Raw genomic sequence first — 24,804 nt, forward strand, 5'->3', positions numbered from 1 at the left:
CCGGTCCGCCCGAGTCTAGTGTTCCGCTCTGCGCCGAAGACCCCGGCCCATGCGATGTGGGTCACGCGAACGGACGAGCCCGGCACCGCCTCGCGGGGCGGTGCCGGGCTGTGGTCCTCCGGCCGCGGCGGATCAACCGCGTCCGGCCGAGCGTTGTGTTCTGCGCGACACCGAGTCGATCACGACGGCGGCCAGCAGCACCCCACCGGTGATCATGTACTGCACGGAGTTGGCCACGCCCAGCAGGTTCATACCGGATGAAATCGAGCCGATGACCAGCATGCCGAGCAGTGCGGACCAGACCGAGCCCCGGCCGCCGAAGAGGCTGGTGCCACCGATGACCGCGGCCGCGATGGCCTCCATCAGCAGGTTGCCGGTACCGGCCTGCTGACTGGCGGAGCCCACCCGGGAGGCGATCATGAGACCGCCGAAGGCGGCCATGAACCCGGAGAGCGCGAAGACCGACATCCGCACCGCCACGACGTTGATGCCCGCGCGGCGCGCCGCCTCGACGCTGCCGCCGAGCGCCATCACCTTGCGTCCGTAGGCGGTGCGGCGGACCACGAAGTCCAGCAGCACCAGCACCACCACGAAGATCACCAGGCCGAGCGGCAGCCCCTTGTACTCGTTCAGCCGCCACGCCGCCGTGAAGACGATCGCGGCGATCACCGCGGTGCGCACCAGGATCTCGCTCAGCGGCCGGGAGGGGACACCGGCCGCCTTGCGCCGCCTGCTGTCCACGAACTGGGCGAAGAAGAAGCCCGCCACCGCGACCGTCGCCGCCCCGTACGCGGCGACCAGCTGGGTGAAGTAGTGGTCGGTGAGGGTGCGGACGAAGCTGTCGTCGGCGATGCCGATGGTGCCGGTGGTTCCCAGCACCTGGAGCATCAGCCCGTTCCAGGCCAGCAGACCGGCCAGGGTCACCACGAAGGCCGGTACGCCGATCTTGGCGAAGAAGAAACCGTGCAGCGCGCCGAGGACGGCACCGGCACCCAGGGCGGCGGCCACCGCTATCCCCTCGGGCACCCCGTGGTTCACATTGAGCACCGTCAGGGTGGCCGCGGCCAGACCGCTGATCGACCCGACGGAGAGATCGATCTCACCCAGCAGCAGGACGAACACGATCCCGACCGAGATCATGCCGGTGCCGCCGATCAGGATGGACAGATCGGAGAGGTTCTTGGGCGAGAGGAAGGCGCTGTCCTTCCACTGGAAGACCGCCCAGATGATGGCGATGCCGATGATGACCGGGACGGCGCCCAGGTCACCACTGCGCATCTTGCGGCTGAACTCGGTCAGGTAGCCCTTGAAGCCCTCCTGACGCACCAGCAGCCGCGGGTCCACGGCGGTGACCGCGTCCGCGGCGACCGGGTTGGCGTCGGCCGGACCGCGCTTGGCGTGGCTGCCGCCGTTGTTCTTCCGGACATTGGTGGTCACTTCGCGACCTCCCCGCTGCGCGCCTTGCGGCGGGTCACGGCATTGTCCGTGGCGCCGGTGATGGCGGAAATGATCTCTTCCTGAGAGGTGGACCGGACGTCGAAGGTGCCGTTGTTGCGGCCCAGGCGCAGCACCGCGACCCGGTCCGCGACCGCCTTGACGTCGGCCATGTTGTGGCTGATGAGGATCACGGCGAGACCGCGTTCGCGCAGCCGCTCGACCAGGTCCAGCACCTGGGCGGTCTGCTCGACGCCCAGGGCGGCGGTCGGCTCGTCCAGGATCACCAGCTTGGGCTCGCCCAGCATCGAGCGGGCGATGGCGACGGTCTGCCGCTGGCCGCCGGAGAGCGAGGCGATCGGGATCCGCACGCTGGGGATCCGGATGGACAGGGTCTGGAGCAGCTCACGGGCGCGGCGCTCCATCTCGACCTCGTCCAGCACCCCGCCGCGCAGGATCTCGCGGCCGAGGAAGAGATTGCCGACGACGTCGATGTTGTCGCAGAGTGCCAGGTCCTGGTAGACGGTCGCGATGCCCAGGTCCTGGGCGTCGTGCGGCCGGCTGACCTGGACCGGCCTGCCCTGCCAGGCGAGGACGCCCTCGTCGGCGGGGCCGACTCCGGCGATGGTCTTGACGAGGGTGGACTTGCCCGCGCCGTTGTCGCCCACCAGGGCGACAACTTCACCGGCATGGACCTCCAGGTGGATGTCGCTCAGCGCCTGGACAGCGCCAAATCGCTTGGAGATCCCGCGCAACGCCAACACGGGTTCGTTCGGCACGATGGCCATCTCCGTTCCGGGCAGGGAGAGCCCTGCTGCATGACGGAGGGGAGAGCGCTCTCTCCCCTCGGCTGGGGTGTCAGGGGGCCGTCGCGGGCCGCCCGCAGGATCACGGGCGGCCCGGCGGGCGCTACTACTTGAGGAGGCCGGCCTCTTCGCAGGCGGCCTTGTACTTGGCCGTGCAGATCTGGCTTGCCTTGTAGAGACCGTCCTTGATGACGGTGTCCTTGATGTTGTCCTTGGTCAGCGAGACCGGGGTGATCAGCGTGGCCGGGATCCCCTTGGTGGTCGGGCTGTCCACCGTGTTGGACTCGTTGGGCTTCTCACCGCGGCCGAGCGCGAGGGCCATCTCGGCGGCGGCGGTGGCCTCCGGCTCGTACGGCTTGTAGACGCTCATGTACTGGGTACCGGCCAGGATGCGCTGCACACCGGCGAGTTCGGCGTCCTGTCCGGTGACCGGGGGCAGCGGGTCCACGCCGCCGCTCTTGAGCGCGGTGATCGCGCCGCCGGCCATGGTGTCGTTGGCCGAGTAGACGCCGACGATGTTGTTCTTGCCCAGCGAGGAGATGGCACCGTTCATGGCCTCGTTGGCCTTGTCCGCCAGCCAGCGGTCGACGTCGTACTGCTTGCCGATGTCCACCTTGCCCTTGAGGACGGAGAGCGCGCCCTTCTTGAACATGGCGGCGTTGGGGTCGGCCTCCCAGCCGTTGAGCATGACGATCTTGCCGTCCTTGGCCTTGCCGCCCAGCGCCTTGAGCAGCGCCTTGCCCTGGACCTTGCCGACCTTCTCGTTGTCGAAGGAGGTGTACCCGGAGATCGGGCCCTGGGCGAGCCGGTCGTAGGCGACGACCGGGATGTCGGCCTCGTCGGCCTTCTTGACCGAGCTGGCGATGGCCTCGGAGTCCACCGCGTCCAGGATGATCGCGTCGACCTTCTTGGTGATCATCGAGTCGACCTGCTGCTGCTGGAGCGCGGTGTCCGACTTGGCGTTGACGTAGAGGACCTTGCACTCGGCACAGAGTGCCTTGATCTTCTTGGTGATCAGCGGTCGGTCGAAGTTCTCGTATCTCGCGGTCTGGTCCTCCGGCAGGAGCAGACCGATGGTGAGCGGACCGGTCTTCTTCTTCTGGTCCGACTTGTCGCTGTCGGCCTCCTTCGCCGAGCCACAGGCGGCGAGCGACACTGCCATGGACACGACGGCACTGGCTATGGCGACGCGACGCATCGTTGCGTTCATATGGGGGTGACCTCCCTGACGAGGCCGCGTCCACGCGGCCGAGGTGGCTGGAAGTCAACTCGGCCGCTCGCATGGCGTCAAGAAGTAAATCCTTAACGAGATGGCAACGGTGCCATTCGTTATCTGAGTGAACGCAGCCGGACGAGGTCCCATAGACGCAGCGTGACCGGACAAAGGTACTCAGGTCAGGGCAGGCGCTCCGGCCGGAACCGCCCCGGCCGCCCCAGCCGCCCCAGCCGCCCCATCCGCCCCATCCAGCAGTGTCGAATCGCCCATCTCGCTCAGCACCAGCGCCAGCGCGCCCAGCACTTCGGCCCGGCCGCCGAGCGCCCCGGGCATCACCGAGAGCTGCCGTGCGGCGCTGGGGATGGCATAACGGGCCACCGACTCCCGGATCGGAGCGAGCACCAACTCCCCCGCCTCGGCGAGCTGACCGCCGAGCACCATGCGGCTCGGGTTGATCAGATTGCACAGATTCGCCACTCCGCTGCCGATATGGCGCCCGACGTCCGCGATCACCCGTCGGCAGCCGGGGTCGCCCTCGCGGGCCAGTTGCACCATGCGTTCAACGGTCAGATCCATGCCATGGCTGGAGTACAGCAGCGGCAGCACATAGCGGGCCGCGGTGAAGGTCTCCAGACAGCCGCGGTTGCCGCAGCGGCAGACCGGGCCCGACTCGTCCAGGGTGATGTGCCCGATCTCGCCTGCGGTACCGCCGGGGCCGCGGTAGATCTGTCCGCTGATCACCAGACCGGCACCGACACCGTCGGCGACCTTGATGTACGCGAGGTCCGCGACCCCGCGCCCGGACCCCCACACCAGCTCGCCGAGCGCGCCCAGGTTGGCGTCGTTGTCGACGTGCACCGGCACCCCGAGCCGCTGGGCGAGGTCATCGCGGGGGTTGGTGCCCGCCCAGCCCGGCAGGATCGCCGTGGAGCCCAGCGTGCCCGTCTCGACGTCGATGGGCGCGGGCACTCCCAGCCCGACGCCGACCACCTTGTCCTGGCGCAGTCCGGTGGCCGCGATCAGCCTGCTGACCAGCTGCTCGGCCCGGTCCAGGCCCTGTGCGGCGGACGCGTCCACATCCAGCGGCTCGGACTCCTCGGCGAGCACCTGGTGGGCGAGGTTGCCGACGGCGACGCGCAGATGCGTATGGCCGAAGTCCACGCCGACGACGATGCCCGCGTCGCCGCTCAGGGAGACGCTGCGGGCCCGGCGGCCACCCGCCGAAGTGGGCGTGACCTCGACGGTTCCCCCGTCCTTGAGCTCACGGACGATATTGGAGACGGTGGCGGCGGACAGCCCCGTGCTCCGGGCGATCTCCGCCTGGGTCAGCGAGCCCGCCATGCGCACCGCACGGACCACCCGCTCGAGGTTGGCCCGGTGCAGCGACGACTGCGATCCCGGAGTCTCCACGCCCATCCACTCCCGCCTTCACGGGCGGCACGACGGCCGCTCCGCCGGCCGGGCCGCAGCAGTGAGGCCCAGCGGTGTCTCCAACATGTGAACTCTAAGATGAGCCGCCTTGGTTGTCCCACGTCAAGTCCTTGACACCTTCCGGACGGCTCCCGGGCGACTCCCGGTCACGGCGGCGCGCGCGGCGCAGCGCGCATGTGCGATCAGCACACTGACGTGCGACGTTCCGCGCCGAGGGGGCCGCTTTCCCGCAAGGGTACGGGGCGCCCCCGCCGAACGGCGGGGGCGCCCCGTTACCGGGTCGCGAGGGGGCGGGTCTACTTGATCGCGCCCGCCGTCAGACCGGCCTGGACCTGCCGCTGGAAGATGATGTAGACGCCAAGGACCGGCAGCATGGCCAGCACCAGCCCGGCGAACAGCGCCGACCAGTCGCCCTTGTACTGCTGACTGGCCGCGAGCTGCACCAGACCCTGGGTGAGCACCCGCTTGTCCTCCTCGGTGTTCAGCACCGTCGGCAGCATGTACTGGTTCCACTGCCCGAGGAAGTTGAAGATCCCGACGCTGATCAGGCCCGGCTTCGCCATCGGCAGCATGACCTGGAAGAAGGTACGGGTCTGGGAGGCGCCGTCGATCAGGGCCGCCTCCGCCACCGAGGACGGCAGGGTCTTGAAGAACGAGGTGAGGAAGAAGACGGTGAACGGCAGCGAATAGGCGATGTAGACCAGGATCAGCCCGTGGAAGGTGTTCAGCAGGGCCAGGTTCTTCATCACGAAGAACAGCGGCACCAGCGCCAGGATGATGGGGAAGCTCATCCCGCCCACGAACATGAAGTAGATGACGCGCTTGCCCGGGAACTCGAAGCGGGCCAGGACGTACGCCGCCATGGCGCCCAGCAGCATGGTGCCCACCAGCGAGCACCCCACCACCACGACGGTGTTGAGGAAGAAGTCGCCGATGTTCGACTTGCTCCAGGCGCGCGTCCAGTTGTCGAAGTGCAGACTGCCGGGCAGCCCCCAGGGAGAGGTGAAGATCTCCTTGTCGGTCTTCAGGGAGCTCATCACCGCCCACAGCAGCGGCATGGTGACCAGGAGCGCCCAGAGCACCAGCATTCCGTGGGAGAAGACGTTGAGGACCTTGCCCTCGCTGCCGATGCGGCCCTCGGGGGTGTAGCGCGGAGGGAGCTGGTCCCCGGCGGGCTCACGGGGCGCCGCGTCGTCCTTGGTGGCGCCGCGGAGTTCCGAGGGCTGTGCTGGTGAGGTCACTGCGATACCCCCAGATCGGCGGTCGGGCGGCGGTCGTGGTCTGCGGTGCATGGCCCGGGCATCAGTACTCCAGCCGTTCGCGCCGGCCCAGCTTGGACACGACGACCGCGAAGATCATGGTGACGATCAGCATCGCCACCCCGATGGAGGTGGCACGGCCCGCCTGCCCGTCGCGGAAGGTCTTGGTGTAGACGTAGTAGCCCAGCACCTGGGTGGAGTCGGCGGGCCCGCCCGGTCCCACGGTCATGATCTGGACCACGGCGAAGGCGTCGAGGGCGAGGATCCCCATGTAGATCCAGCCGGTCTGGACGGTGTCCCACAGCAGCGGCAGGGTGATCCTGAAGAAGGTCGTGATCCGGTTCGCCCCGTCCAGCAGCGCCGCCTCGTAGAAGTCCTTGGGGATGGAGCTCATCCCGGCGGAGAACAGGACGACGTAGAAACCGACGTTGCACCAGACCATCACGACCATCAGGCACCACAGGGCCAGCTCGGGATCGGCCAGCCACTGCTGCTGGAGGAAGTCCAGGCCGATTCCGCCCAGAAAGGCGTTGAGCGCCCCGTTGCGCGGGTTGTAGGTGAACTGGAACAGCAGGGCGACGATCGCGATCGACAGCACCTGCGGAAAGAAGTAGACGACCTTGTAGAGGCTCGAACCGCGCACTCCGGACACGGCCGCGTTCTTCCGGCCCCGGCCGCCGACATTGAGCATGAAGGCGAAGAAGAGCCCGAGGCCGAGCGTCACCAGTGGTACGACCACAAGCAGCAGGACATTGTGTCCGACCGCTTTCCAGAAGAGGTCGTCGTGGAGCAGCCAGTCGTAGTTGTCGAACCCGACCATCTTGAAGTCGGAGCTCAGACCGGTCCAGTCCGTGAAGGAGTACAGAATGGCCTGGATGAACGGTGAGATCACGAAGACCGCGTACAACGAGATCGGCAGTGTCAGGAAACCGACGACAAAGCCGTACTTCCGGAACCACCGGGCGATCGGCCGGCAGACGGCCCGGAAGCACCGGGCCACGGCCGCCCAGCACTCCAGGAGCCACCGGATCACTCTCGGATAGGAATCCTTGCCGCGCCGGGGCCGGTTCTTCTTCTCGCCCTGCGCACCGGTCCGAGTCCTGACCTTCTGCATCTCACCGACCTCGGTTTTCCCCCATGGCCACTACCACTGGTGACGCATCGAATCCCATCAGACGTGCTTGTACTTCTTGACGGCGTCGTCCTTGGCCGTGGCGTCGGCGAACTTCTGGATCTTCTTGATCGCCTCGGCCGGGGTCATCCGGCCGGCCATCATCTCGCCCAGCACGCCAACGCCGATCTGCTGCTTCTGGAGCGCGACGTACCAGTCCTGGAGCCGCGGGTTGACGACGTTCGTCCCGGCCTTCTTCAGGGCCTCCTGCGCGGACGCCAGCCCCGGCGGCAGCGAAAGACCCTCGGTGCCGCCGTTGAGCGAGGTGAGCGAGGAGACCTGCTGGACGAAGTTCTTGGTGGACTTCTCGCCCAGCATGATGCGCAGCAGCTCCATGCCGCCCTCGGGGTTCTTCGCCGTCTTGGGCACGATGAAGGGCTCACCGCCGGAGGCCCACAGGGTGCCGAAGGGCATCTTGTCGCCGCTGTCCAGACTGGACGGCGCGGCCACCGCCATCTGGAAGTTCTTCGGCGTGGTCTTCTTCGCCTCGTTCTCCACCCAGGAGCCGTTCGGGATGAACAGCGCCTTGCCCTCGTTCCACGCGGTCTGGGACTCGATGTGGGTCAGACCCGGGGTGCCCTTGAGGATGTAGCCCTTCTTGTAGAGCTCGTAGTACGCCTCGAAGGCGGCCTTGACGGCCGGGTGCTTCCAGGCGTTCTCCTCCAGGTTGTCGATGGCGATCAGGACATCGGCGCCGCCGATCTTGGCGATGAAGGGGTAGAGGCTGAAGGGGAGGTAGTAGGGGTACTTGCCGGGGTAGGTCCAGCCGGCGATGCCCTTCTTCTTGGCCTTGGCACAGACCGCGAGCATGTCGTCCCAGGTCTCCGGGTATTCCACGTCGAGCTTTGCCAGATTGCTCTTGGAATACCAGACGCCGTAGACGGTGTAGGCGTAGTAGAGGACCCAGACCGGCTTGCCGTCGAACTGGCCCATCTCGACCACGCCGGGGCGCAGGGTGTCGCGCACCTTCTTCTTCGGGTCGTCGATGGAGGGCGCGTCCAGCAGCGGGGTCAGGTCCGTCAGCTGCTTCTTGCCGACCAGGGTGCCGAAGTCCATCTGCTCGGCGCCGGAGTTGTCGATGAGGTCCGGCGGGGTGCCGCCGTTGAACCGCGGCTGGAGGGTCGTCTGGATCTTCTGAGTGGCGGAGTGCTTGACCTTGCCCGCGGTCTTCGGGAACGCCTTGGTGAATTCCTTCTCGGCGTCCTTGGCGTACTGCTGTCCGAAACCGCCGTCGAAGATGACGACGTCGAGCCCGACGCTCTCATTGACGGCGAGCGGGTTCTTGGCGCTCTTCTTGCCCTTGTCGACCTTGTTGGAATCGTCGTCACCGCCGCTCGCGCAGGCGCTCAGCACGCTGACGGACGGCACGGCGATCAGTCCGAGCGCCGCTGACCGCTTGACCAGGTCACGGCGGCCGACATCTGGTGTGGATCCCATGCTCAAGTCCTCGCCTTCGTCAGGACTCAGGCGGTGTAACGGTCTCCCGTACATCTCGCCTCCGGCGAGGGGCCCGACACCGCGGGTCAGTTGAAGCGTGAAGCGGAGTATTGCTGGGTGTGCGCCGGGGAGTGCGGAGGCCCGCCGGGGCCCGTGCGAAGTGGGCGGCAGTGCGGCCCTCCCCCTGGGGCGACAGGTATAGTCCACTCGGTATCAACTGGGCAAGATCGAATCTTCATTGGGTAACAGTCTTTCCCGAGTTGAGACCTGTCCGACATACCGTAGGGGGCCTCAGCCCGTACGGCGTGCCGCCGTGCGCATGATCACTCGAGAGGCGGTTCCCCTGTGTCCCGGAAGCAGCTCCCCTTGACCACCAGCGTTGTCGTGGCGGCGACACTCGCTCTGACCGCGGGATGCGGCTCCGACGGTGGCGGCTCGTCGGCCGGAGACACCAAGGGCGGGGCGGCGATAGGCAAGGGCATGGCCCAGCTCCCCGTCGAGCCCACCGAAGAGCCCACCGAAGACCCGACCGACGACCCCTACGACGACCCCACGGACAGCCCCACCGGCGGGTCCGCCCTGGTCACCTCGGACGCCAAGATGGGCACCTGCGGCTGGGGTTCGGACGGCAAGCCCTACGCCAACATCAAGATCAGCAACTCCAGCTCCACCACCGCCTACTACACCCTGCTGGTCGGCTTCGTCGACGACGCCGGCAAGGTGGTGACCACGGGCACCAAGTCCGACGCCCCGGTGCCGGGCGACTCCGACAAGACCATCAAGGTCACCGCGTTCGAGGCGGACAGCTCCAAGAAGGCGAAGAAGTGCCGGCTCTCGCTCGGCACCAAGTCCGACTCGGCCGACTGACCGCGCTCCCGAATCACCCTGATGGCCGCGGGCCGTACCCCCCAACGGGCGTACGGCCCGCGGTGCGTGGGCCCTCCGGCCGCTCCGCCGCCCACCGGATCCGGTCCCCGCCGCGTTCTTGACACCGCCGTCCCCCGGCCGTCCTACTTATCTCTGCGCGATGCAGCTTGACAACGTTGTCATACGCATGGAGAGGTGGAGCATGCGACAGGGACGACCACCGCGACGACGGAGAACCGGACGAACGGCCGCCCTGCTGGCCGCCGTTCTGCTGGCGGTGACGGCGCAGGGCACAGCGGCGGCCGACCCGCACGGCCCGGACACCGCACGGCACACCGACCGGACGTTCGCCTCGTCCTTCGAGCCGGACGATCCCCGGCCGGACTGGCGCAACACCGTCGAGACCGGCCCCGACGGGAAGAAGAAGGCGTCCGGGGTGGACGGCGGCTACTCCTCCGGTATCCCGGGCAATGTCACCGACAAGGTCACCGAGGTCCGGGCGAGCGGTGAGAACGCCTCCGGCGGGGAGACCAAAGAGAACCTGGTCGACGGTGAGCTCACCAGCAAGTGGCTGGTGTTCGACAAGACCGCCTGGCTGGAGTTCGGCTTGAGCGAACCGGTCGAGGCCGTCCGCTACGCCCTCACCTCCGCCAATGACGCCCCCGGCCGGGACCCCAGGGACTGGACCCTCAAGGGCTCCGCCGACGGCTCCGACTGGACCACGCTGGACAGCCGGAAGGACGAGACCTTCGACTCGCGCCAGCAGACCCGCACCTTCGACTTCGACAACTCCACCGGCTACCGGCACTTCCGGCTGGAGATCACCCGTAACGCCGGGGACGACCTCGTCCAGCTCGCCGAGGTGCAGTTGGCGGACGGCAGCACCGCCCCGCCCGCCCCCTCCGATATGCGCAGCGAGGTGGACCGCGGCCCCGCCGGATCCCCCACCGCCAAGGCCCGTGCGGGTTTCACCGGCACCCACGCCCTGCGCTACGCGGGCACCCACAAGCCGGACGGCCGGGCGTACTCGTACAACAAGGTCTTCGACGTGAACACGGCCGTCGGCCGGAACACCGTGCTGTCGTACCGGATCTTCCCCTCGATGCCGGAGACCGACCTGAGCTATCCGGCCACCCATGTCTCCGTCGACCTCGCCTTCACCGACGGCAGCTACCTCAGTGAGCTGGCGGATGCGGTGGACCAGCACGGCGCCCGGATGAGCCCCGGGGGCCAGGCGGCCTCCAAGACGCTCTACGTCAACCAGTGGAACCATAAGCAGTCGCGGATCGGGGCGGTCGCCGCGGGCCGGACGGTCGACCGGATCCTGGTGGCGTACGACTCCCCCAAGGGCCCGGCGAAGTTCCGCGGCTGGGTGGACGACATCTCCATCGCCCCGAAGGCGCCCGCGCGGCGGCTGTCGCATCTGTCCGACTACGCGGTGACCACCCGTGGCACCAACTCCAGCGGCAGCTTCTCGCGCGGCAACAACTTCCCGGCGACCGCCGTCCCGAACGGCTTCAACTTCTGGACACCGGTGACGGACGCGGGCTCCACCGACTGGATCTACCAGTACGCCCGCGCCAACAACGCCGACAACCTGCCCACCATCCAGGCGTTCAGCGCCAGCCACGAGCCCAGCCCCTGGATGGGCGACCGGCAGACCTTCCAGCTGATGCCGTCCACCGCGTCCGGGATACCGGACGCCTCCCGGACCGCCCGCGCGCTGCCGTTCCGCCACGACCGCGAGACCGCACGGCCCTATGCCTACGGGGTGACCTTCGAGAACGGGCTGAAGGCGAGGATCGCGCCCACCGACCACGCGGCGATGATGCGCTTCACCTACCCGGGCGAGCGGGCCAGCGTCCTCTTCGACAACGTCACCGGCGACGGCGGGCTGACGCTCGACGCCGAGCACGGTGTGGTCAGCGGCTACTCGGATGTGAAGAGCGGACTGTCCACCGGCGCCACCCGGCTCTTCGTCTACGGCGTCTTCGACGCGCCCGTGACCGCGAGCGGCAAACTGCCGGGCGGCGGCGGCAAGGACGTCACCGGCTACTTCCGCTTCGCCCCCGGCAAGGACCGCACCGTCACCCTGCGGCTGGCCACCTCGCTGATCGGCGTCGGCCAGGCGAAGGCCAACCTCGACCTGGAGCTGCCCGCGTCGCGGTCGTTCGGGCAGGTCAAGCGGGCTGCCCAGGCGGAGTGGGACGACATCCTGGGCCGCGTCGAGGTCGAGGGCGCGGACCGCGGCCGGCTCACCTCGCTCTACTCCAGCCTCTACCGGCTGTACCTCTATCCCAATTCCGCCTTCGAGAACACCGGGACGGCGGCGAAGCCCCGCCACCAGTACGCGAGCGCCTTCTCACCGGCCACCGGGGAGAACACCCCGACCCACACCGGCGCGAAGATCGTCGACGGCAAGGTGTACGTCAACAACGGCTTCTGGGACACCTACCGCACCACCTGGCCCGCCTACTCCCTGCTCACCCCGAAGCGGGCGGGCACGATGGTCGACGGCTTCGTGCAGCAGTACAAGGACGGCGGCTGGATATCCCGCTGGTCCTCACCGGGCTACGCCGACCTGATGACCGGCACCAGCTCGGACGTGGCCTTCGCCGACGCGTATCTGAAGGGCGTGCGGTTCGACGCCGAGGCCGCGTACGAGGCCGCGCTGAAGAACGCCACCACCGTGCCGCCCACGTCGGGCGTCGGCCGGAAGGGCATGTCCAGCTCGCCCTTCCTGGGCTACACCAGCACCGAAACCCATGAGGGACTGTCCTGGGCACTGGAGGGCTATCTCAACGACTTCGGCCTCGCCAACATGGGCAAGGCGCTCTACGCGAAGACGAAGAAGGCCCGCTACAAGGAGGAGTCCGAGTACTTCCTGCACCGTGCGCAGGGCTATGTCTCGCTCTTCGACGACAAGGCGGGCTTCTTCCAGGGCAAGGACGCCGATGGAAAGTGGCGCGTGCCCTCCGACAAGTACGACCCCCGGATCTGGGGCTACGACTACACCGAGACCAACGGCTGGGGCTACGCCTTCACCGCGCCCCAGGACAGCCGGGGCCTGGCCAACCTCTACGGCGGGCGGTCCGGCCTCGCCAAGAAGCTCGACAGCTACTTCTCCACCCCGGAGACCGCCTCCCCCGAGTTCGCCGGGTCCTACGGCGGGGTCATCCACGAGATGACCGAGGCACGCGACGTCCGCATGGGCATGTACGGGCACAGCAACCAGGTCGCCCACCACGCCACCTACATGTACGACGCGGCGGGTCAGCCCTGGAAGACCCAGGAGAAGGTGCGCGAGGTGCTCTCCCGCCTCTACAACGGCAGCGAGATCGGCCAGGGTTACCACGGCGACGAGGACAACGGCGAGCAGTCGGCCTGGTACCTCTTCAGCTCGCTGGGCTTCTACCCGCTGGTGATGGGCGGCTCGGAGTACGCGGTCGGGTCCCCGCTGTTCACCAAGGCCACGGTGCACCTGGAGAACGGCCGCGACCTGGTGATCAAGGCGCCGCGCAACAGCGCGCGGAACGTCTACGTCCAGGGCCTGAAGGTCAACGGGAAGCCGTGGTCCTCGACCGCGCTGCCCCACTCGCTGCTCGCCCCCGGCGGCACGCTGGAGTTCGCCATGGGGCCTGAGCCCTCGGCATGGGGAACGGGAAAGAACGCCGCGCCGACCTCCATCACGGACGACGACAAGGTGCCCACTCCACGCCGCGACCTGACCGTGCCCAGCGGCGGCACGGCGGTGCTGGACAACACCTCCGGCACGGACGCGACATTCACCTCGGTGGACCTGCCGGTCACGGAGCCGGGCCGCGCCGTGCAGTACACCCTGACCTCGTCGGACCGGAGCAAGGCCCCGTCCGGGTGGGTGCTCCAGGGCTCGTCCGACGGCGAGAAGTGGCAGAACCTGGACCGGCGCTCCGGTGAGTCCTTCGCCTGGGACAAGCAGACCCGCGTCTTCTCGGTCCATGCCCCGGGCTCGTACGGCCACTACCGCCTGGTGCCGGACGCCAAGGCGACCCTGGCCGAGGTGGAGCTGCTGAGCTGACCCCAGCGATGAGGTGAGGGAGGCGGGCCGTGGCCGGAAGTCCGCCGGTCACGGCCCGCGTGCGTGCCGGGCGCCTCAGCCCCACCGAGGACCGGTGGGCGCCGTCTCCTCGCCGTCGTAGTCCAGCCGGGCCCGCCGGACCTCGGGCAGGTTCTCGGCCGGCCAGGTCGCGAGCGGGGCGAAGAGCGGTCGCGGCCTTCGGACGAGCGGCGACCGTCCCCGCCCGTCGGACTGCCGCTGGGCGGGAGTGGTTCATCGACGCCTCCCCTCCCGGCCCCGCGCGCTCACAGTCGGCGAAGAGTTCCTCCGCACATGAGACGGTCACCGCACCGTCGAGCCACGTGTCGAGGAGGTCCAGGTCCTCGCACGACCCCACGCGCTCGCGGGTCTCGGCAGTGACCTCGCGCCCCCGAGCGTTGAGGACCCGCAAGACGCTCCCGGCGCGGACCTCGGCCCGGTCTCGGCTCACACCTCCGCACAGGCTCGCTGAGCGTGCTCGGAACGGAAGAAGTCCAGCAACGCGGACATCAGGTGAACAGGTCCTCGACGCGAGAGGCGGTCGCGGCCCGATCCAGCCAGGTGCCGAGGACCTCCATATCCCTGCAGGCCTCAATGCGCTCACGCGTCTCGGGAGTGGCATCGACGCCCCGGGCCTTGAGGATCCGCAGGATGTTCTGGGCACAGCTTTCAGCTCGCACCTCCGCAAAGGCTCGCTGAGCGTGCTCGGAACGGAAGGAGTCCAGCAACGCGGACATCAGGTCGCTCCAGATCTCTCGTGCCGGGGTATTTCCGAGTCCCGCCTCGACGAGCTCGGCGTAGATCGTTGCCTGTTCGGGGTCGAGACTGTTGAGCGTGGTCGCCAGCGCCTTCAGTATGGCATCGACGTTTTCGCTCTTACTGTAATCGCGGAGAAGACGGCCATCGGAACATCTCGGACCACGTCCTTGGCGTCGGTGACGACAGGAGTGTTCCCGGGACCGAGGACGAGTGGACGAACCGTCAGGGACGGGCAGTCGGGAATGCCGAGCCTGATCGGTTGGGCGGCCCACCGGGCCGTGGCTTCGTCCGGGCAGAGCACGATCAGCACCGGCTGGTGGCCGAATGTGGCGTGCAGGTACGAGAGGTAGTAGGCCCAGGCCGCAGGCTTCTTCGGATCTCTTCTGCTCTGGGATTCGATGGCGAACAGATACGTGCCGTCAACCCCGGTCTCCACCTGGAGCAGCGTGTCCACGCGCCTCTCGACCGGCGCGATCTCGGTGAGGTCGGGGCTCACGACAAACGCGCTGCTCGCCTCCGGGAAGGGGACGCCGAGCAGTTCTCTGAGTGCTCGTACGATGGCCCCGGTGTCCTCCTGGAAAATCCGGTGGAGGGCCTCATGTGAAGAACTGACCATGCGTCGAACGCTAGAAAGACGAGGGCAAGTGCCGGTGGCACTTGCCCTCGCTTCACTCGATCGTGTGCGTCAAACTCAGCCGCGGGCGACCGCGAAGACGTGGAGATCCGCGTTGTCGGGCAGGGTGACGCTCTTGACTGTCTTGCCCTCGGGGGCCCGGAACGCCTTCGTGGCGAAGATGTAGGCGTCCACCACGTCCTTGTCGCCGCCGCTGATGTTGCGGTACGGGGTCCTGGCGACGGTCACATTGCCGTACTGGACCGTTCCACCGCCGCCTCCCACCGTCCAGTCGGTGAAGGCCAGCTCCGTGGTGTCCGAGCTCCCGTCGGTGTAGGTGACCTTGGCGGTGGTCTTCTGGTTGCCGTTGACGGCGCTGCCGATGAAGGAGAGGCCGGTGGACGGGGGCAGGGCGATGGTCTGGCCGGTGGCGGAGGCATTGTCGGGGCGGCCGGACGGGGAGGCGGGCCAGGCGTAGTCCAGGCCCTGGGTGGTCCCCTTGGCGCCCGGCTCGAGGCCGGCCGCGGCGAGGGCCTGGCGGGAGTAGCTCCAGCCGCCGCCGTCGTAGTCGCCCTCGTCGTGCTCACCGGCGTCATCGGTCGCGCCGACGTTGTTGTACGCGGCGAGCAGCGAGCCGGGGGCGGCCACGGTCAGTGTGATCGGCTGGACGACCTCGGTGCCCTCGCTGGTCACGGTCACCTTCGCGTCGTAGAACCCCTCGGCCGTGTCCTTCCCCGCGCGCAGGGAGATGTCCGCCGTGCCGTCCGGGCCCACCGTCCCGGAGGCGGGTGCGGCGGTGATCCCGTCGGGGGCGTCGGCGGTGAAGCGCACCTCGGGGCGGTCGCCCTCGCTGACCCGGACGGCGGCCACCTTCACGGTCAGGCTGTCGCCCGGGGCGAGCGTGCCCGTGGTGGGCCCGACCCCGATCTGGTAGGGCTGCTCGCCCTCGCGGAAGGAGGGCGGGGCGTCGGACGGGGCCGAGCCCCAGGCGTGGTCGGGGGCGTCGGACAGGGTGTAGTCCAGCGTTCCGCCGTGCCGTACGAAGGACTCCGGCAGCCAGGGGCGGTCGCTCGCCCTCCCGTTCACCTTCAGCGCCTGGACGTACGGCGCGCCGGGCGCGGCCTGCGGGGCGCGGATGGAGATGTCCCGGCCGCCGCCCCGGTCGACCTCGATGCGCGGGAACAGCGGCGAGGCCAGCACCAGTTCGGCGCGGGAGGGCACCTGCGGGTACATGCCGAGGGCGGAGAACACGTACCAGGACGACATCTCGCCGAGGTCGTCATTGCCCGGGATGCCGGTGGGCGCGGTGGTCCACAGCCGGCGCATCGCGGCGCGCACGGTCTCCTGTGTCTTGTACGGCTGTCCGGCGTAGGCGTAGAGATAGGGGACGTTGATCGACGGCTCGTTGTCCAGCTCGGACTTCTCGCCGCCCGCCCCCGTGAGCGCCCAGCCCCCGTCGGCGTCGTGGAAGAAGGCGTCCAGACGCTTCACCGCGGCGTCCTTACCGCCCATGGCGGCGAAGAGACCCGCGGGGTTGTGCGGGACCATCCAGGTGTACTGGGCGCTGGTGCCCTCGACAAAGCCGTTGCCGGTGGCCGGGGTGAAGCCGGTGACCCAGCTGCCGTCGGCCTTACGGTTGGCGGCGTAGCCGCCGGTCTCCGGGTCGGCGGCGGGGTTGAAGTTGTTCTGCCACCACTGGGCGCGGCGCGCGAAGGTCTCGGCGGTGTCCTTGCGGCCCGCGGCCCGCGCCAGCTGGGAGAGGGCGAAGTCCGCGCCGGACATCTCGAGGGTCTCGGCCGCGCCGCCCCAGGCGTTGGAGACGGATGGCATGTAGTGCAGTTTCAGGTACTTGTCGAGGGAGGGCCGCTGGCCGACCGACATGATGGGCTTGCCCACCGGGCTGAGGTCCTTCGCGGTCGGCTCGGTGGCCGCCTTGACGAGCGAGTCGAGGGCGGCGTCGAGGTCGTAGTCATCGCCGCCGAAGGCCCGGATCCCCGCCAGGGCGGCGGCCGATGGATCGCCGTTCATCACATGCGTCCCCGAGGCGCCCTGGAGCCAGCGGTCCCAGACGCCACCGTTCTGTTGGGCGAGGTTCAGCAACGACTGGGCGATGTCGGAGCCCTTGTCCGGCTCCAGCAGGGTGAGCAGCTGGAGTTGGGAGCGGTAGACGTCCCAGCCGGAGAAGGTGCCGTACTGGGCCCGGTGGCCCCGTCTCACCCGGTGCACCTCACCGTCGCTGCCCCGGTAGCGGCCGTCGGTGTCGCTGATGACGTTGGGGTGCAGCAGCGAGTGGTAGAGCGCGGTGTAGAAGGTGGTGCGGTCCGCGTCCGCGCCGCCGCCGACCCGGATGGCCGACAACTGCCGCCGCCAGGCGTCGTACGCGGCGCTCCGCACCTGGTCGAAACCGCGCCGCGGCGGGTTCTCGGCGGCGAGGTTGGCCCGGGCGCCCTGGTCGCCGACGTAGCTGATGCCGACCTTGACGCCCACCCGGCGGGTGCCCGGGGCGAATTGGAGATAGCCGCCGGAGCCCTTTCCGGCCACCGGGCGGCCGTCGCTCCCATAGCCGCCCGAGCCGCCCTCGGCGCTGGTGGTGCCGGGCCGCAGAGTGCCGTCCCGCCAGGTGCCCTGGGAGGTGAACGGGGTGTCGAACGTGGCGGTGAAGTGCAGCGTGTAGTAGCTGCGGCGCCCCTCGGGGTCGAGATAGCCGCAGAAGTTGCCGCTGGTGACCGAGCCGGAGACGGTGCGGTGCGCCGGGTCGATGGTGAGGTCGGCGTCCGAGCTGCCGACCTCGGAGGAGGAGGTGCGGATCAGCAGGGAGGCGGTCTTGTCCGCGGGGTAGGTGAAGCGAGCCGAGCCGGTGCGGGCGGTGGCGGTCAGCTCCGCACCGGCGCCGGAGGCGAGGGAGACCTTGTAGCGGCCGGGTTCGGCGGTCTCGTCGGAGTGGCTGAAGTCGGAGGCGTAGACCTGGTCCTTGGTGTCGGCGGCGGGTGAGGAGGTGACCTCGCCCACGTGGGGGAAGAAGGGGATGTCGCCCGCGCCGCCCGCACAGCCGGTACCGGACATATGGGTGAGGCTGAAGCCGCGGACGCGGGTGGCGTCGTAGTGGTAGCCGCCGGGCGCGGCAGTCCGGGTGGCGTCGCCGCGGGTGTTCTCCGGGCTCCACGACAGCATGCCGAAGGGCGCGACGGCACCGGGGAAGGTGTTCCCGCCGGCCGAGCTGCCGATGAGCGGATCGACGTACGCCGCCGGGTCCTTGACCAGCGTTGGCGGCGGGGCGGCCGACGCGGGCGCGGTGGCCGCGGTGGCGAGGAGTCCCGCGGTCAGGGCCGCGGCCGCCAGGGCGGCCAGGGGTCTTGAGGGCATTGCGGTCCCACCTTTTTCTCGGAAGGGCCGCGATCGCCGGGTCGAGCAAGCCGTGGGGACCGTACCGCACGGGGGCCGTCGGCCGTAAGAGTGCGGAGACGGTCTTGACAGGGACACCCGGTTGGCGGCGTACTGATCGTTGCAGTCGGCCTGACAACGTTGTCGCGTTCGCCGGTCGAGCAAGCCGCTTCCGCGTACCGGCAATCGCTCATCGGACGCGCCATCATGGGCGCATGATCCTCCGCCAGTTGCACGACACCGACGAGGACGCCAAGGCGGTATGGGAGGTGGTCTCCGCCGCGTTCGGGGAGGCGGCCGTGCTCGCGGGCCTGGACGGCTGGCCGCCGGAGTACGTCGCCGAGGTGCACGACCGGAACCGGCATCTGGCCCGCAGCGATCCGGGCGGCTGCTGGCTCGCCGTGGACCACGGTGGGATGCCCCTGGGCGCGGCGCTGTCCACGCGCCGCGAGGGCACCTGGGGGCTGTCGATGTTCGCGGTGCTGCCACGGGCCCAGCGGCAGGGCGTCGGCCGGGAGTTGCTCGCCGCCGCGCTGATGTACGGCCGGGCGTGTCTGCGCGGCATCATCTGCGGCTCCGAGGATCCGCGCGCGGTGGCCACCTACCGGCGTGCGGGTTTCGCACTGCATCCGACGATGCGGCTGCGCGGCACCGTCGGACCGGAGACCAAGGAGCGGCTGTCCCCGCCGGACGGCGCGGTGCACGAGGGGGTGGCCCGCCACCGTGACCTGCTGGACTCGGTGGACCGCCGGATCCGGGGCGGCGCCCACGGCACCGACCACGAACTGCTGCTGGCCCAGCGGCGGTTGCTGGTGGTGGACGACCTGGCGGGCAGCGGCTACTGCTACGTGAGCGAGGACGGCAAGGTCGAGATGCTGGCCGCGACCTCGCGGCGGCTGGCGAAGCGACTGCTGACGGCGGCCCTGCTGTGTCTGCCGGAGGGCGCGGACGCCCGGGTCCCGGCGCTGACGGCCGACCAGCAATGGGCGGTGGACGTGGGGCTCGAGGCCGGTCTGGAGCTGTCCACCAGCGGCTATCTGTGTCTGCGCGGAATGCCGCCCCCGGCGCCGTACATCCCCTCGGGGACGTTTCTCTGACCCCTGGCGTGCGGACGGGCCGCACCCCGCGCGGGGTGCGGCCCGTTTCCGCCGTCCGTCTCCGTCGCCGAAGACCGCGTGCCTACTTGCGGATCAGCGAGCGCAGCACGTACTGCATGATGCCGCCGTTGCGGTAGTAGTCCGCCTCACCGGGGGTGTCGATGCGCACCTTGGCGTCGAACGCAACTTCCCCTCCGCGGTCGTCCCTGGCCTTCACCTTCACGGTCTCCGGGATGCCGCCCTCGTTGAGCGCGGTGACACCGGTGATCTCGAAGGTCTCCTCGCCGGTCAGGCCCAGCGACAGCGCCGAGGCGCCCTCGGGGAACTGGAGCGGCAGGACGCCCATGCCGATGAGGTTCGAGCGGTGGATGCGCTCGTAGGACTCGGCGATGACGGCCTTGACGCCGAGCAGCGCGGTGCCCTTGGCGGCCCAGTCGCGGGAGGAGCCGGAACCGTACTCCTTGCCCGCCAGGATGACCAGCGGGATACCGGCGGCCTGGTAGTTCTGCGACGCGTCGTAGATGAAGGAGACCGGAGCCCCGTCCTGCGTGAAGTCGCGGGTGAAGCCGCCCTCGGTGCCGGGCGCGATCTGGTTGCGCAGCCGGATGTTGGCGAAGGTGCCGCGGATCATGACCTCGTGGTTGCCCCGGCGGGAACCGTAGGAGTTGAAGTCACGCCGCTCGACACCGTGCTCGGTGAGGTAGGTGCCGGCCGGGGTGTCGGCCTTGATCGCACCGGCCGGGGAGATGTGGTCGGTGGTGACCGAGTCGCCCAGCTTGGCCAGCACCCGGGCGCCGCGCACGTCCTCGACCGGGGCCGGGTCCATGGTCAGCCCCTCGAAGTACGGGGGCTTACGGACGTAGGTGGACTCCGGGTCCCACTCGAAGGTGTTGCCGGTCGGCACGGGCAGCGCCTGCCACTGGGCGTCACCGGCGAAGACGTCGGCGTAGCTGGTGTTGAACATCTCCTGGCCGATGGCGGAGGCGACGACCTCCTCGACCTCCTTCTCGGAGGGCCAGATGTCGGCGAGGTGGACCGGATTGCCGTCCTGGTCGATGCCGATGGCGTCCTTGGTGATGTCCACCTTCATGGAGCCCGCGATGGCGTACGCGACGACGAGCGGCGGGGACGCCAGGTAGTTCATCTTGACGTCCGGGTTGATCCGGCCCTCGAAGTTGCGGTTGCCGGAGAGCACCGAGGTGACGGCGAGGTCGGCGTCGTTGACGGCCTTGGAGACCTCCTCCGGCAGCGGACCGGAGTTGCCGATGCAGGTGGTGCAGCCGTAGCCGACGAGGTTGAAGCCCAGCTTGTCGAGGTACGGGGTGAGCCCGGCGCGGTCGTAGTAGTCCATGACGACCTTGGACCCGGGAGCCAGGGTGGTCTTGACCCACGGCTTGCGGGTCAGGCCCTTCTCCACCGCCTTCTTGGCCACCAGGGCGGCGGCGACCATGACGTAGGGGTTGGAGGTGTTGGTGCAGGAGGTGATCGCGGCGACGGTGACGGCGCCGTGGTCGATCTCGTACTGGCTGCCGTCGGGGGCGATCACCGGGGTGGGCTTGGTCGGCACGCCGTTGGTGACGGCCGGGGCGTCGGAGGCCGGGAAGGACTCGATACCGGCCTCGTCCAGGTCGGCCGCGGAGGCGTAGCTGCGGACGTCCTGGGCGAACTTCTCGGCGGCCTCGGCGAGGATGATGCGGTCCTGCGGGCGCTTGGGACCGGCGATCGACGGGACGACCGTCGACAGGTCCAGCTCCAGCTTCTCGGAGAAGTCCGGCTCGGCGGCCGGGTCCAGCCACAGACCCTGCTCCTTGGCGTACGCCTCGACGAGCGCGAGCTGCTGCTCGCTGCGGCCGGTGAGCTTGAGGTAGTTGATCGTCTCGCCGTCGATCGGGAAGATCGCCGCGGTGGAGCCGAACTCCGGCGACATGTTGCCGATGGTGGCGCGGTTGGCGAGCGGGATGGCGGATACGCCCTCGCCGTAGAACTCCACGAACTTGCCGACCACACCGTGCTTGCGCAGCATCTCGGTGATGGTCAGCACCAGGTCGGTGGCGGTGGTGCCGGTGGGGAGCTGGCCGGTCAGCTTGAAGCCGACGACCCGCGGGATGAGCATCGACACCGGCTGGCCCAGCATGGCGGCCTCGGCCTCGATACCGCCGACGCCCCAGCCCAGCACACCGAGGCCGTTGACCATGGTGGTGTGGGAGTCGGTGCCGACGAGCGTGTCCGGGTACGCCTGGCCACCCCGGACCATGACGGTGCGGGCCAGGTGCTCGATGTTCACCTGGTGGACGATGCCGGTGCCGGGCGGGACGACCTTGAACTCGTCGAAGGCGGTCTGGCCCCAGCGCAGGAACTGGTAGCGCTCCTTGTTGCGCCCGTACTCCAGCTCCACGTTCTGGGTGAAGGCGTCCGGGGTGCCGAAGCGGTCGGCGATGACGGAGTGGTCGATGACCAGCTCGGCCGGGGCCAGCGGGTTGATCTTCGCCGGGTCGCCGCCGAGCTCCTTGACGGCCTCACGCATGGTGGCGAGGTCGACCACACAGGGCACGCCGGTGAAGTCCTGCATGATCACGCGGGCCGGGGTGAACTGGATCTCCTGGCTGGGCTGGGCCTGGGAGTCCCAGCCCCCCAGCGCGCGGATGTGGTCGGCGGTGATGTTCGCGCCGTCCTCGGTGCGGAGCAGGTTCTCCAGCAGCACCTTCAGGCTGTACGGCAGGCGGGCGGACCCCTCCACCTTGTCCAGCCTGAAGATCTCGTACGACTCGTCGCCCACCTGCAGGGTGCTGCGGGCGTCGAAGCTGTTCGCCGACACGACAGTCTCCTTCATGCATGAATTCGCGCGTACCACCGCAATGCTGCCGTTGCCTGCCCGCGCTCGTCCGCTAAGGTAGGGCTAAGTTAGGTAACCCTTACCAGCACGGGGGAAGGCGGTGCACCTTCAGCAGATATCTCGATGTCGAGATAACTCTAGTACATCGCCCCCGCGCAGTCAGCTCAGCCCTGCCGCCGGGCGGTGTCATGCCGTGTGGCGCGTTCACCGGTACGGGTGATCGCCGGGCGCGTCCGCCGCAGGTCGCGACGGAGGGCGGGCGAACCGGGGCGGGCCCGGTGCCGTGCCCGCGACGTCCGGTGGCGGCCGGAAATGGCCGGACCGGGACCGCCCCGGTACCCACGGTGAGCGGACCGTTCCGCTTCGCGGTGCACGGCACGCTGATCCGGGCCGCTCGAACTCGGCCCGGACGGCTTGGAGTTCCGGACCCGGCCTCCCGTGGCCGCCGCAATACTGCTCCCCATGGATCCGCACCTGCTCCGTACGTTCGTCTCCGTGGCCCGCTGCGGCTCCTTCTCCGAGGCCGCCCACGAACTGGGGTCCACCCCCTCGGCGGTCTCCCGGCACATCGCGACGCTCGAGGCGGATCTGCGCACCCCGCTGCTCACCCGGCAGCCGGTGACGCTCACCACCGCGGGGGCGCGGCTGCTCGATCACGCCGGTCCGCTGCTGCTGCGGCTGGACGCGGCCCGCGCGGAGGTCGAGCGGCTGGCCGGGGCCGGGGCCACCCGGCTCACGCTCGGCGCCTCACCGCTGGCCCTGACCCCGCGGACCGCGTCGGCGCTGGAGCAGCTGCGAAAGCTCCACCCCGGTGTCCGGACCACCGTACGGATCCTGGGTCGCCAGGAGGTCCCGGCCGCGGTGGCGCGCGGAGCGCTGGACCTGGGTCTGGTGGACGGTCCGGCGGCCCCGTCCGATCCGCTTCCGCCGTCCGCGGCGGGACAGCTCACCGCGGTCGCGGTCGCCGAGAGCCCGCTCGTGGTGCCGCTGCCGCTGGGCCATCCGCTGGCCCGGCGGCTCGGACTGCGGCTGGCCGACCTCGCCGACAGCCGCTGGCTGGACGCGCCGGACACCGCGATGCCGCTGGTGCGCCTGCGCGCCCTGGGCCGCACCGGCGGCTTCCGCGCCGCGCTGACCTACCAGGGGACGGAGGTGCGGGGGCTGCTGGCGCTGGCCGCCGCGGGACACGGCCTGACACTGGTGCCGCACTCCGCCACCGAGGGCGTGCCCGGAATCGTCGCGGTCCCGCTGATCGCGCCACGGGTGACGCACCGCATCGAGCTGCTGCACGGCCCGGCCGTGGACGGCCCGGCCCGGTCACTGGCCGCGCTGGTGACGGGGGATCGTCACCGGTATGGGTGAAGGGCGCACCGAAACGCCCTCTTCCGAGGAGGATGGCGATACACCTGGCGGCGTCGTCATGCCGCATCCCCGACGTCTGATGGAGGACCGATGAGCGCACAACCTCATGAGGGTGCCGCCTCGTACGCGGCCGACGATCCCGAAACCGCGCTGAAGTACGCGATCCAACACATCCAGGGGGACGACCGGGTGCAGATCGTCGAGGGGGTCATCACACAGGTGTCGCCAAGCTGGGGCCATGAGAAGGCGGCCGACAAGATCCGAAACCAGATCGCCTCGATCGTGAGCAAACTGGGCTGCGTCTCAGGATCGGGCAATCTGGATCTGCCCGGCACGAGCAACTGGTACGTGCCTGACGTAGCGGTCGTGCCCGAAGACCTGGCGGACGCTGAAGCACTGACCCCCGATCAGACCCTGCTGATCGTCGAGATCACCTCCGACTCCAACGGGGACACCGACCGGATCGTCAAGCGCCGCCGTTACGCCGAGTACGGCGCACCGCTGTATCTGCTCGTCGACCGGCAGCAGCGCGCCTGCACGCTGTACGCGGCTCCCGGGAACCTCGGCTACACCAGGGCGGACGGCCCCCACCCCTTCGGCACCCCCCTCGCGCTCCCCGAACCGTTCGGCCTGGAGCTGGACACCTCGGAGTTCTGACCCCCCGGAGCCGGGCCCCCTGGTCCGGGGGCCGCTCCGGTGCGTTCAGCCGCCCGCGAGGCGGGACCTCACCAGTGAGAGGACCTCCTCGTCGGACAGGCCCAGCGCCCGCGCCTCGGCCACCAGGCCCTGGACGCCCTCCAGGAGGCGGGCCCGGCCGGGTGACTGCTCGCCGGTGACCACCGCCCCGCGGCCGCGGCGCAGTTCGATCAGGCCCTCCTCGCGGAGCCGCTGATAGCCCCGGAGCACCGTGTGCACGTTGACGCCGAGGGAGTCGGCGAGCGCGCGGGCGGCGGGGAGCCGCTCGCCGGGGCGTACGGTGCCGTCCGCGATGGCGCCGCGCACCGAGGCGGCGACCTGGTCGCCCAGCGGGACGGGAGATCCGGGGGCGACGCGGAACAGCATC

The 24,804-nt window shown here is 69.5% G+C and carries 17 protein-coding genes; 5 read left to right on the forward strand and 12 right to left on the reverse strand.

What is annotated here, in order from left to right; translation table 11 throughout:
* Window positions 1-132: 132 nt before the first annotated feature.
* The 7 genes from HUT19_RS10170 to ngcE form a co-directional block, all read right to left on the reverse strand.
* Window positions 133-1,437: a sugar ABC transporter permease gene (locus HUT19_RS10170; RefSeq protein WP_176180149.1), complete on the reverse strand. Its 1,305-nt coding sequence runs from the start codon at window positions 1,435-1,437 to the stop codon at window positions 133-135.
* Window positions 1,434-2,222, reverse strand: a complete 789-nt coding sequence (locus tag HUT19_RS10175) for an ATP-binding cassette domain-containing protein (protein ID WP_176180150.1) — start codon at window positions 2,220-2,222, stop codon at window positions 1,434-1,436. Before HUT19_RS10175 ends, HUT19_RS10170 begins: the two co-directional genes overlap by 4 nt.
* A 124-nt stretch (window positions 2,223-2,346) precedes the next feature.
* Window positions 2,347-3,450 carry a substrate-binding domain-containing protein gene (locus HUT19_RS10180; protein ID WP_176180151.1) on the reverse strand — a complete coding sequence of 368 codons (1,104 nt, stop codon included), beginning with the start codon at window positions 3,448-3,450 and terminating at the stop codon, window positions 2,347-2,349.
* Between the two features lie 180 nt (window positions 3,451-3,630).
* Window positions 3,631-4,866 carry an ROK family transcriptional regulator gene (locus HUT19_RS10185; protein WP_254886146.1) on the reverse strand — a complete coding sequence of 412 codons (1,236 nt, stop codon included), beginning with the start codon at window positions 4,864-4,866 and terminating at the stop codon, window positions 3,631-3,633.
* 317 nt (window positions 4,867-5,183) lie between these two features.
* Window positions 5,184-6,128: a carbohydrate ABC transporter permease gene (locus HUT19_RS10190; protein ID WP_176180152.1), complete on the reverse strand. Its 945-nt coding sequence runs from the start codon at window positions 6,126-6,128 to the stop codon at window positions 5,184-5,186.
* Between the two features lie 61 nt (window positions 6,129-6,189).
* Window positions 6,190-7,260, reverse strand: coding sequence for a carbohydrate ABC transporter permease (locus HUT19_RS10195; RefSeq protein ID WP_254885512.1), 1,071 nt, complete (start codon window positions 7,258-7,260; stop codon window positions 6,190-6,192).
* A 57-nt stretch (window positions 7,261-7,317) separates the two neighbouring features.
* Window positions 7,318-8,754 (reverse strand): N-acetylglucosamine/diacetylchitobiose ABC transporter substrate-binding protein, encoded by a 1,437-nt coding sequence (ngcE, locus tag HUT19_RS10200; RefSeq protein WP_176180153.1) that lies wholly within the window; start codon window positions 8,752-8,754, stop codon window positions 7,318-7,320.
* A gap of 366 nt (window positions 8,755-9,120) precedes the next feature.
* On the opposite strand from ngcE, the gene HUT19_RS10205 reads away from it, so the two are divergent.
* Window positions 9,121-9,621 (forward strand): hypothetical protein, encoded by a 501-nt coding sequence (locus HUT19_RS10205; protein WP_254885513.1) that lies wholly within the window; start codon window positions 9,121-9,123, stop codon window positions 9,619-9,621.
* Between the two features lie 202 nt (window positions 9,622-9,823).
* The gene (locus HUT19_RS10210; protein ID WP_176180155.1) at window positions 9,824-13,678 is read left to right on the forward strand and encodes a GH92 family glycosyl hydrolase; all 3,855 of its coding nucleotides are present in this window, start codon (window positions 9,824-9,826) and stop codon (window positions 13,676-13,678) included.
* Window positions 13,679-14,205: 527 nt separating this feature from the next.
* On the opposite strand, the gene HUT19_RS42910 is transcribed toward HUT19_RS10210, so the two are convergent.
* From HUT19_RS42910 to HUT19_RS10220, 3 genes are all read right to left on the reverse strand, one after another.
* A complete protein-coding gene (locus HUT19_RS42910) occupies window positions 14,206-14,433 on the reverse strand; it encodes a hypothetical protein (RefSeq protein ID WP_254885514.1) in 228 nt (75 codons plus the stop codon).
* Window positions 14,434-14,546: 113 nt separating this feature from the next.
* A complete protein-coding gene (locus HUT19_RS42915) occupies window positions 14,547-15,071 on the reverse strand; it encodes a hypothetical protein (RefSeq protein ID WP_254885515.1) in 525 nt (174 codons plus the stop codon).
* A 75-nt stretch (window positions 15,072-15,146) separates the two neighbouring features.
* Entirely contained in the window at window positions 15,147-18,431 is a 3,285-nt protein-coding gene (locus HUT19_RS10220; RefSeq protein ID WP_176180156.1) for a GH92 family glycosyl hydrolase, read from the reverse strand.
* Between the two features lie 233 nt (window positions 18,432-18,664).
* On the opposite strand from HUT19_RS10220, the gene HUT19_RS10225 reads away from it, so the two are divergent.
* Window positions 18,665-19,546 (forward strand): GNAT family N-acetyltransferase, encoded by an 882-nt coding sequence (locus tag HUT19_RS10225; protein ID WP_176180157.1) that lies wholly within the window; start codon window positions 18,665-18,667, stop codon window positions 19,544-19,546.
* An 82-nt stretch (window positions 19,547-19,628) separates the two neighbouring features.
* Here the strand turns inward: HUT19_RS10225 and acnA are convergent, their stop codons facing one another.
* Window positions 19,629-22,361 carry an aconitate hydratase AcnA gene (acnA, locus tag HUT19_RS10230; protein ID WP_303331708.1) on the reverse strand — a complete coding sequence of 911 codons (2,733 nt, stop codon included), beginning with the start codon at window positions 22,359-22,361 and terminating at the stop codon, window positions 19,629-19,631.
* 480 nt (window positions 22,362-22,841) lie between these two features.
* On the opposite strand from acnA, the gene HUT19_RS10235 reads away from it, so the two are divergent.
* Window positions 22,842-23,741, forward strand: a complete 900-nt coding sequence (locus tag HUT19_RS10235) for a LysR family transcriptional regulator (protein ID WP_176180159.1) — start codon at window positions 22,842-22,844, stop codon at window positions 23,739-23,741.
* Window positions 23,742-23,831: 90 nt separating this feature from the next.
* The gene (locus HUT19_RS10240) at window positions 23,832-24,398 is read left to right on the forward strand and encodes a Uma2 family endonuclease (RefSeq protein WP_176180160.1); all 567 of its coding nucleotides are present in this window, start codon (window positions 23,832-23,834) and stop codon (window positions 24,396-24,398) included.
* 45 nt (window positions 24,399-24,443) lie between these two features.
* Here HUT19_RS10240 and HUT19_RS10245 read toward each other — a convergent pair whose 3' ends face one another.
* Window positions 24,444-24,803, reverse strand: coding sequence for a GntR family transcriptional regulator (locus tag HUT19_RS10245; protein ID WP_176180161.1), 360 nt, complete (start codon window positions 24,801-24,803; stop codon window positions 24,444-24,446).
* Window position 24,804 lies beyond the last annotated feature (1 nt).

The organism is Streptomyces sp. NA02950 (genome assembly GCF_013364155.1).
GTDB lineage: Bacteria > Actinomycetota > Actinomycetes > Streptomycetales > Streptomycetaceae > Streptomyces.

Bases quoted from the DNA above. Each gene is read 5' to 3' on its own strand.
- HUT19_RS10235 (WP_176180159.1), top strand. From the start codon at position 22,842: ATGGATCCGCACCTGCTCCGTACGTTCGTCTCCGTGGCCCGCTGCGGC.
- HUT19_RS10195 (WP_254885512.1), bottom strand. From the start codon at position 7,260: ATGCAGAAGGTCAGGACTCGGACCGGTGCGCAGGGCGAGAAGAAGAAC.
- ngcE (WP_176180153.1), bottom strand. From the start codon at position 8,754: ATGGGATCCACACCAGATGTCGGCCGCCGTGACCTGGTCAAGCGGTCA.
- HUT19_RS42910 (WP_254885514.1), bottom strand. From the start codon at position 14,433: ATGTCCGCGTTGCTGGACTCCTTCCGTTCCGAGCACGCTCAGCGAGCC.
- HUT19_RS10245 (WP_176180161.1), bottom strand. From the start codon at position 24,803: ATGCTGTTCCGCGTCGCCCCCGGATCTCCCGTCCCGCTGGGCGACCAG.
- HUT19_RS10225 (WP_176180157.1), top strand. From the start codon at position 18,665: ATGATCCTCCGCCAGTTGCACGACACCGACGAGGACGCCAAGGCGGTA.
- HUT19_RS10180 (WP_176180151.1), bottom strand. From the start codon at position 3,450: ATGAACGCAACGATGCGTCGCGTCGCCATAGCCAGTGCCGTCGTGTCC.
- HUT19_RS42915 (WP_254885515.1), bottom strand. From the start codon at position 15,071: ATGGTCAGTTCTTCACATGAGGCCCTCCACCGGATTTTCCAGGAGGAC.
- HUT19_RS10175 (WP_176180150.1), bottom strand. From the start codon at position 2,222: ATGGCCATCGTGCCGAACGAACCCGTGTTGGCGTTGCGCGGGATCTCC.
- HUT19_RS10220 (WP_176180156.1), bottom strand. From the start codon at position 18,431: ATGCCCTCAAGACCCCTGGCCGCCCTGGCGGCCGCGGCCCTGACCGCG.
- HUT19_RS10240 (WP_176180160.1), top strand. From the start codon at position 23,832: ATGAGCGCACAACCTCATGAGGGTGCCGCCTCGTACGCGGCCGACGAT.
- HUT19_RS10210 (WP_176180155.1), top strand. From the start codon at position 9,824: ATGCGACAGGGACGACCACCGCGACGACGGAGAACCGGACGAACGGCC.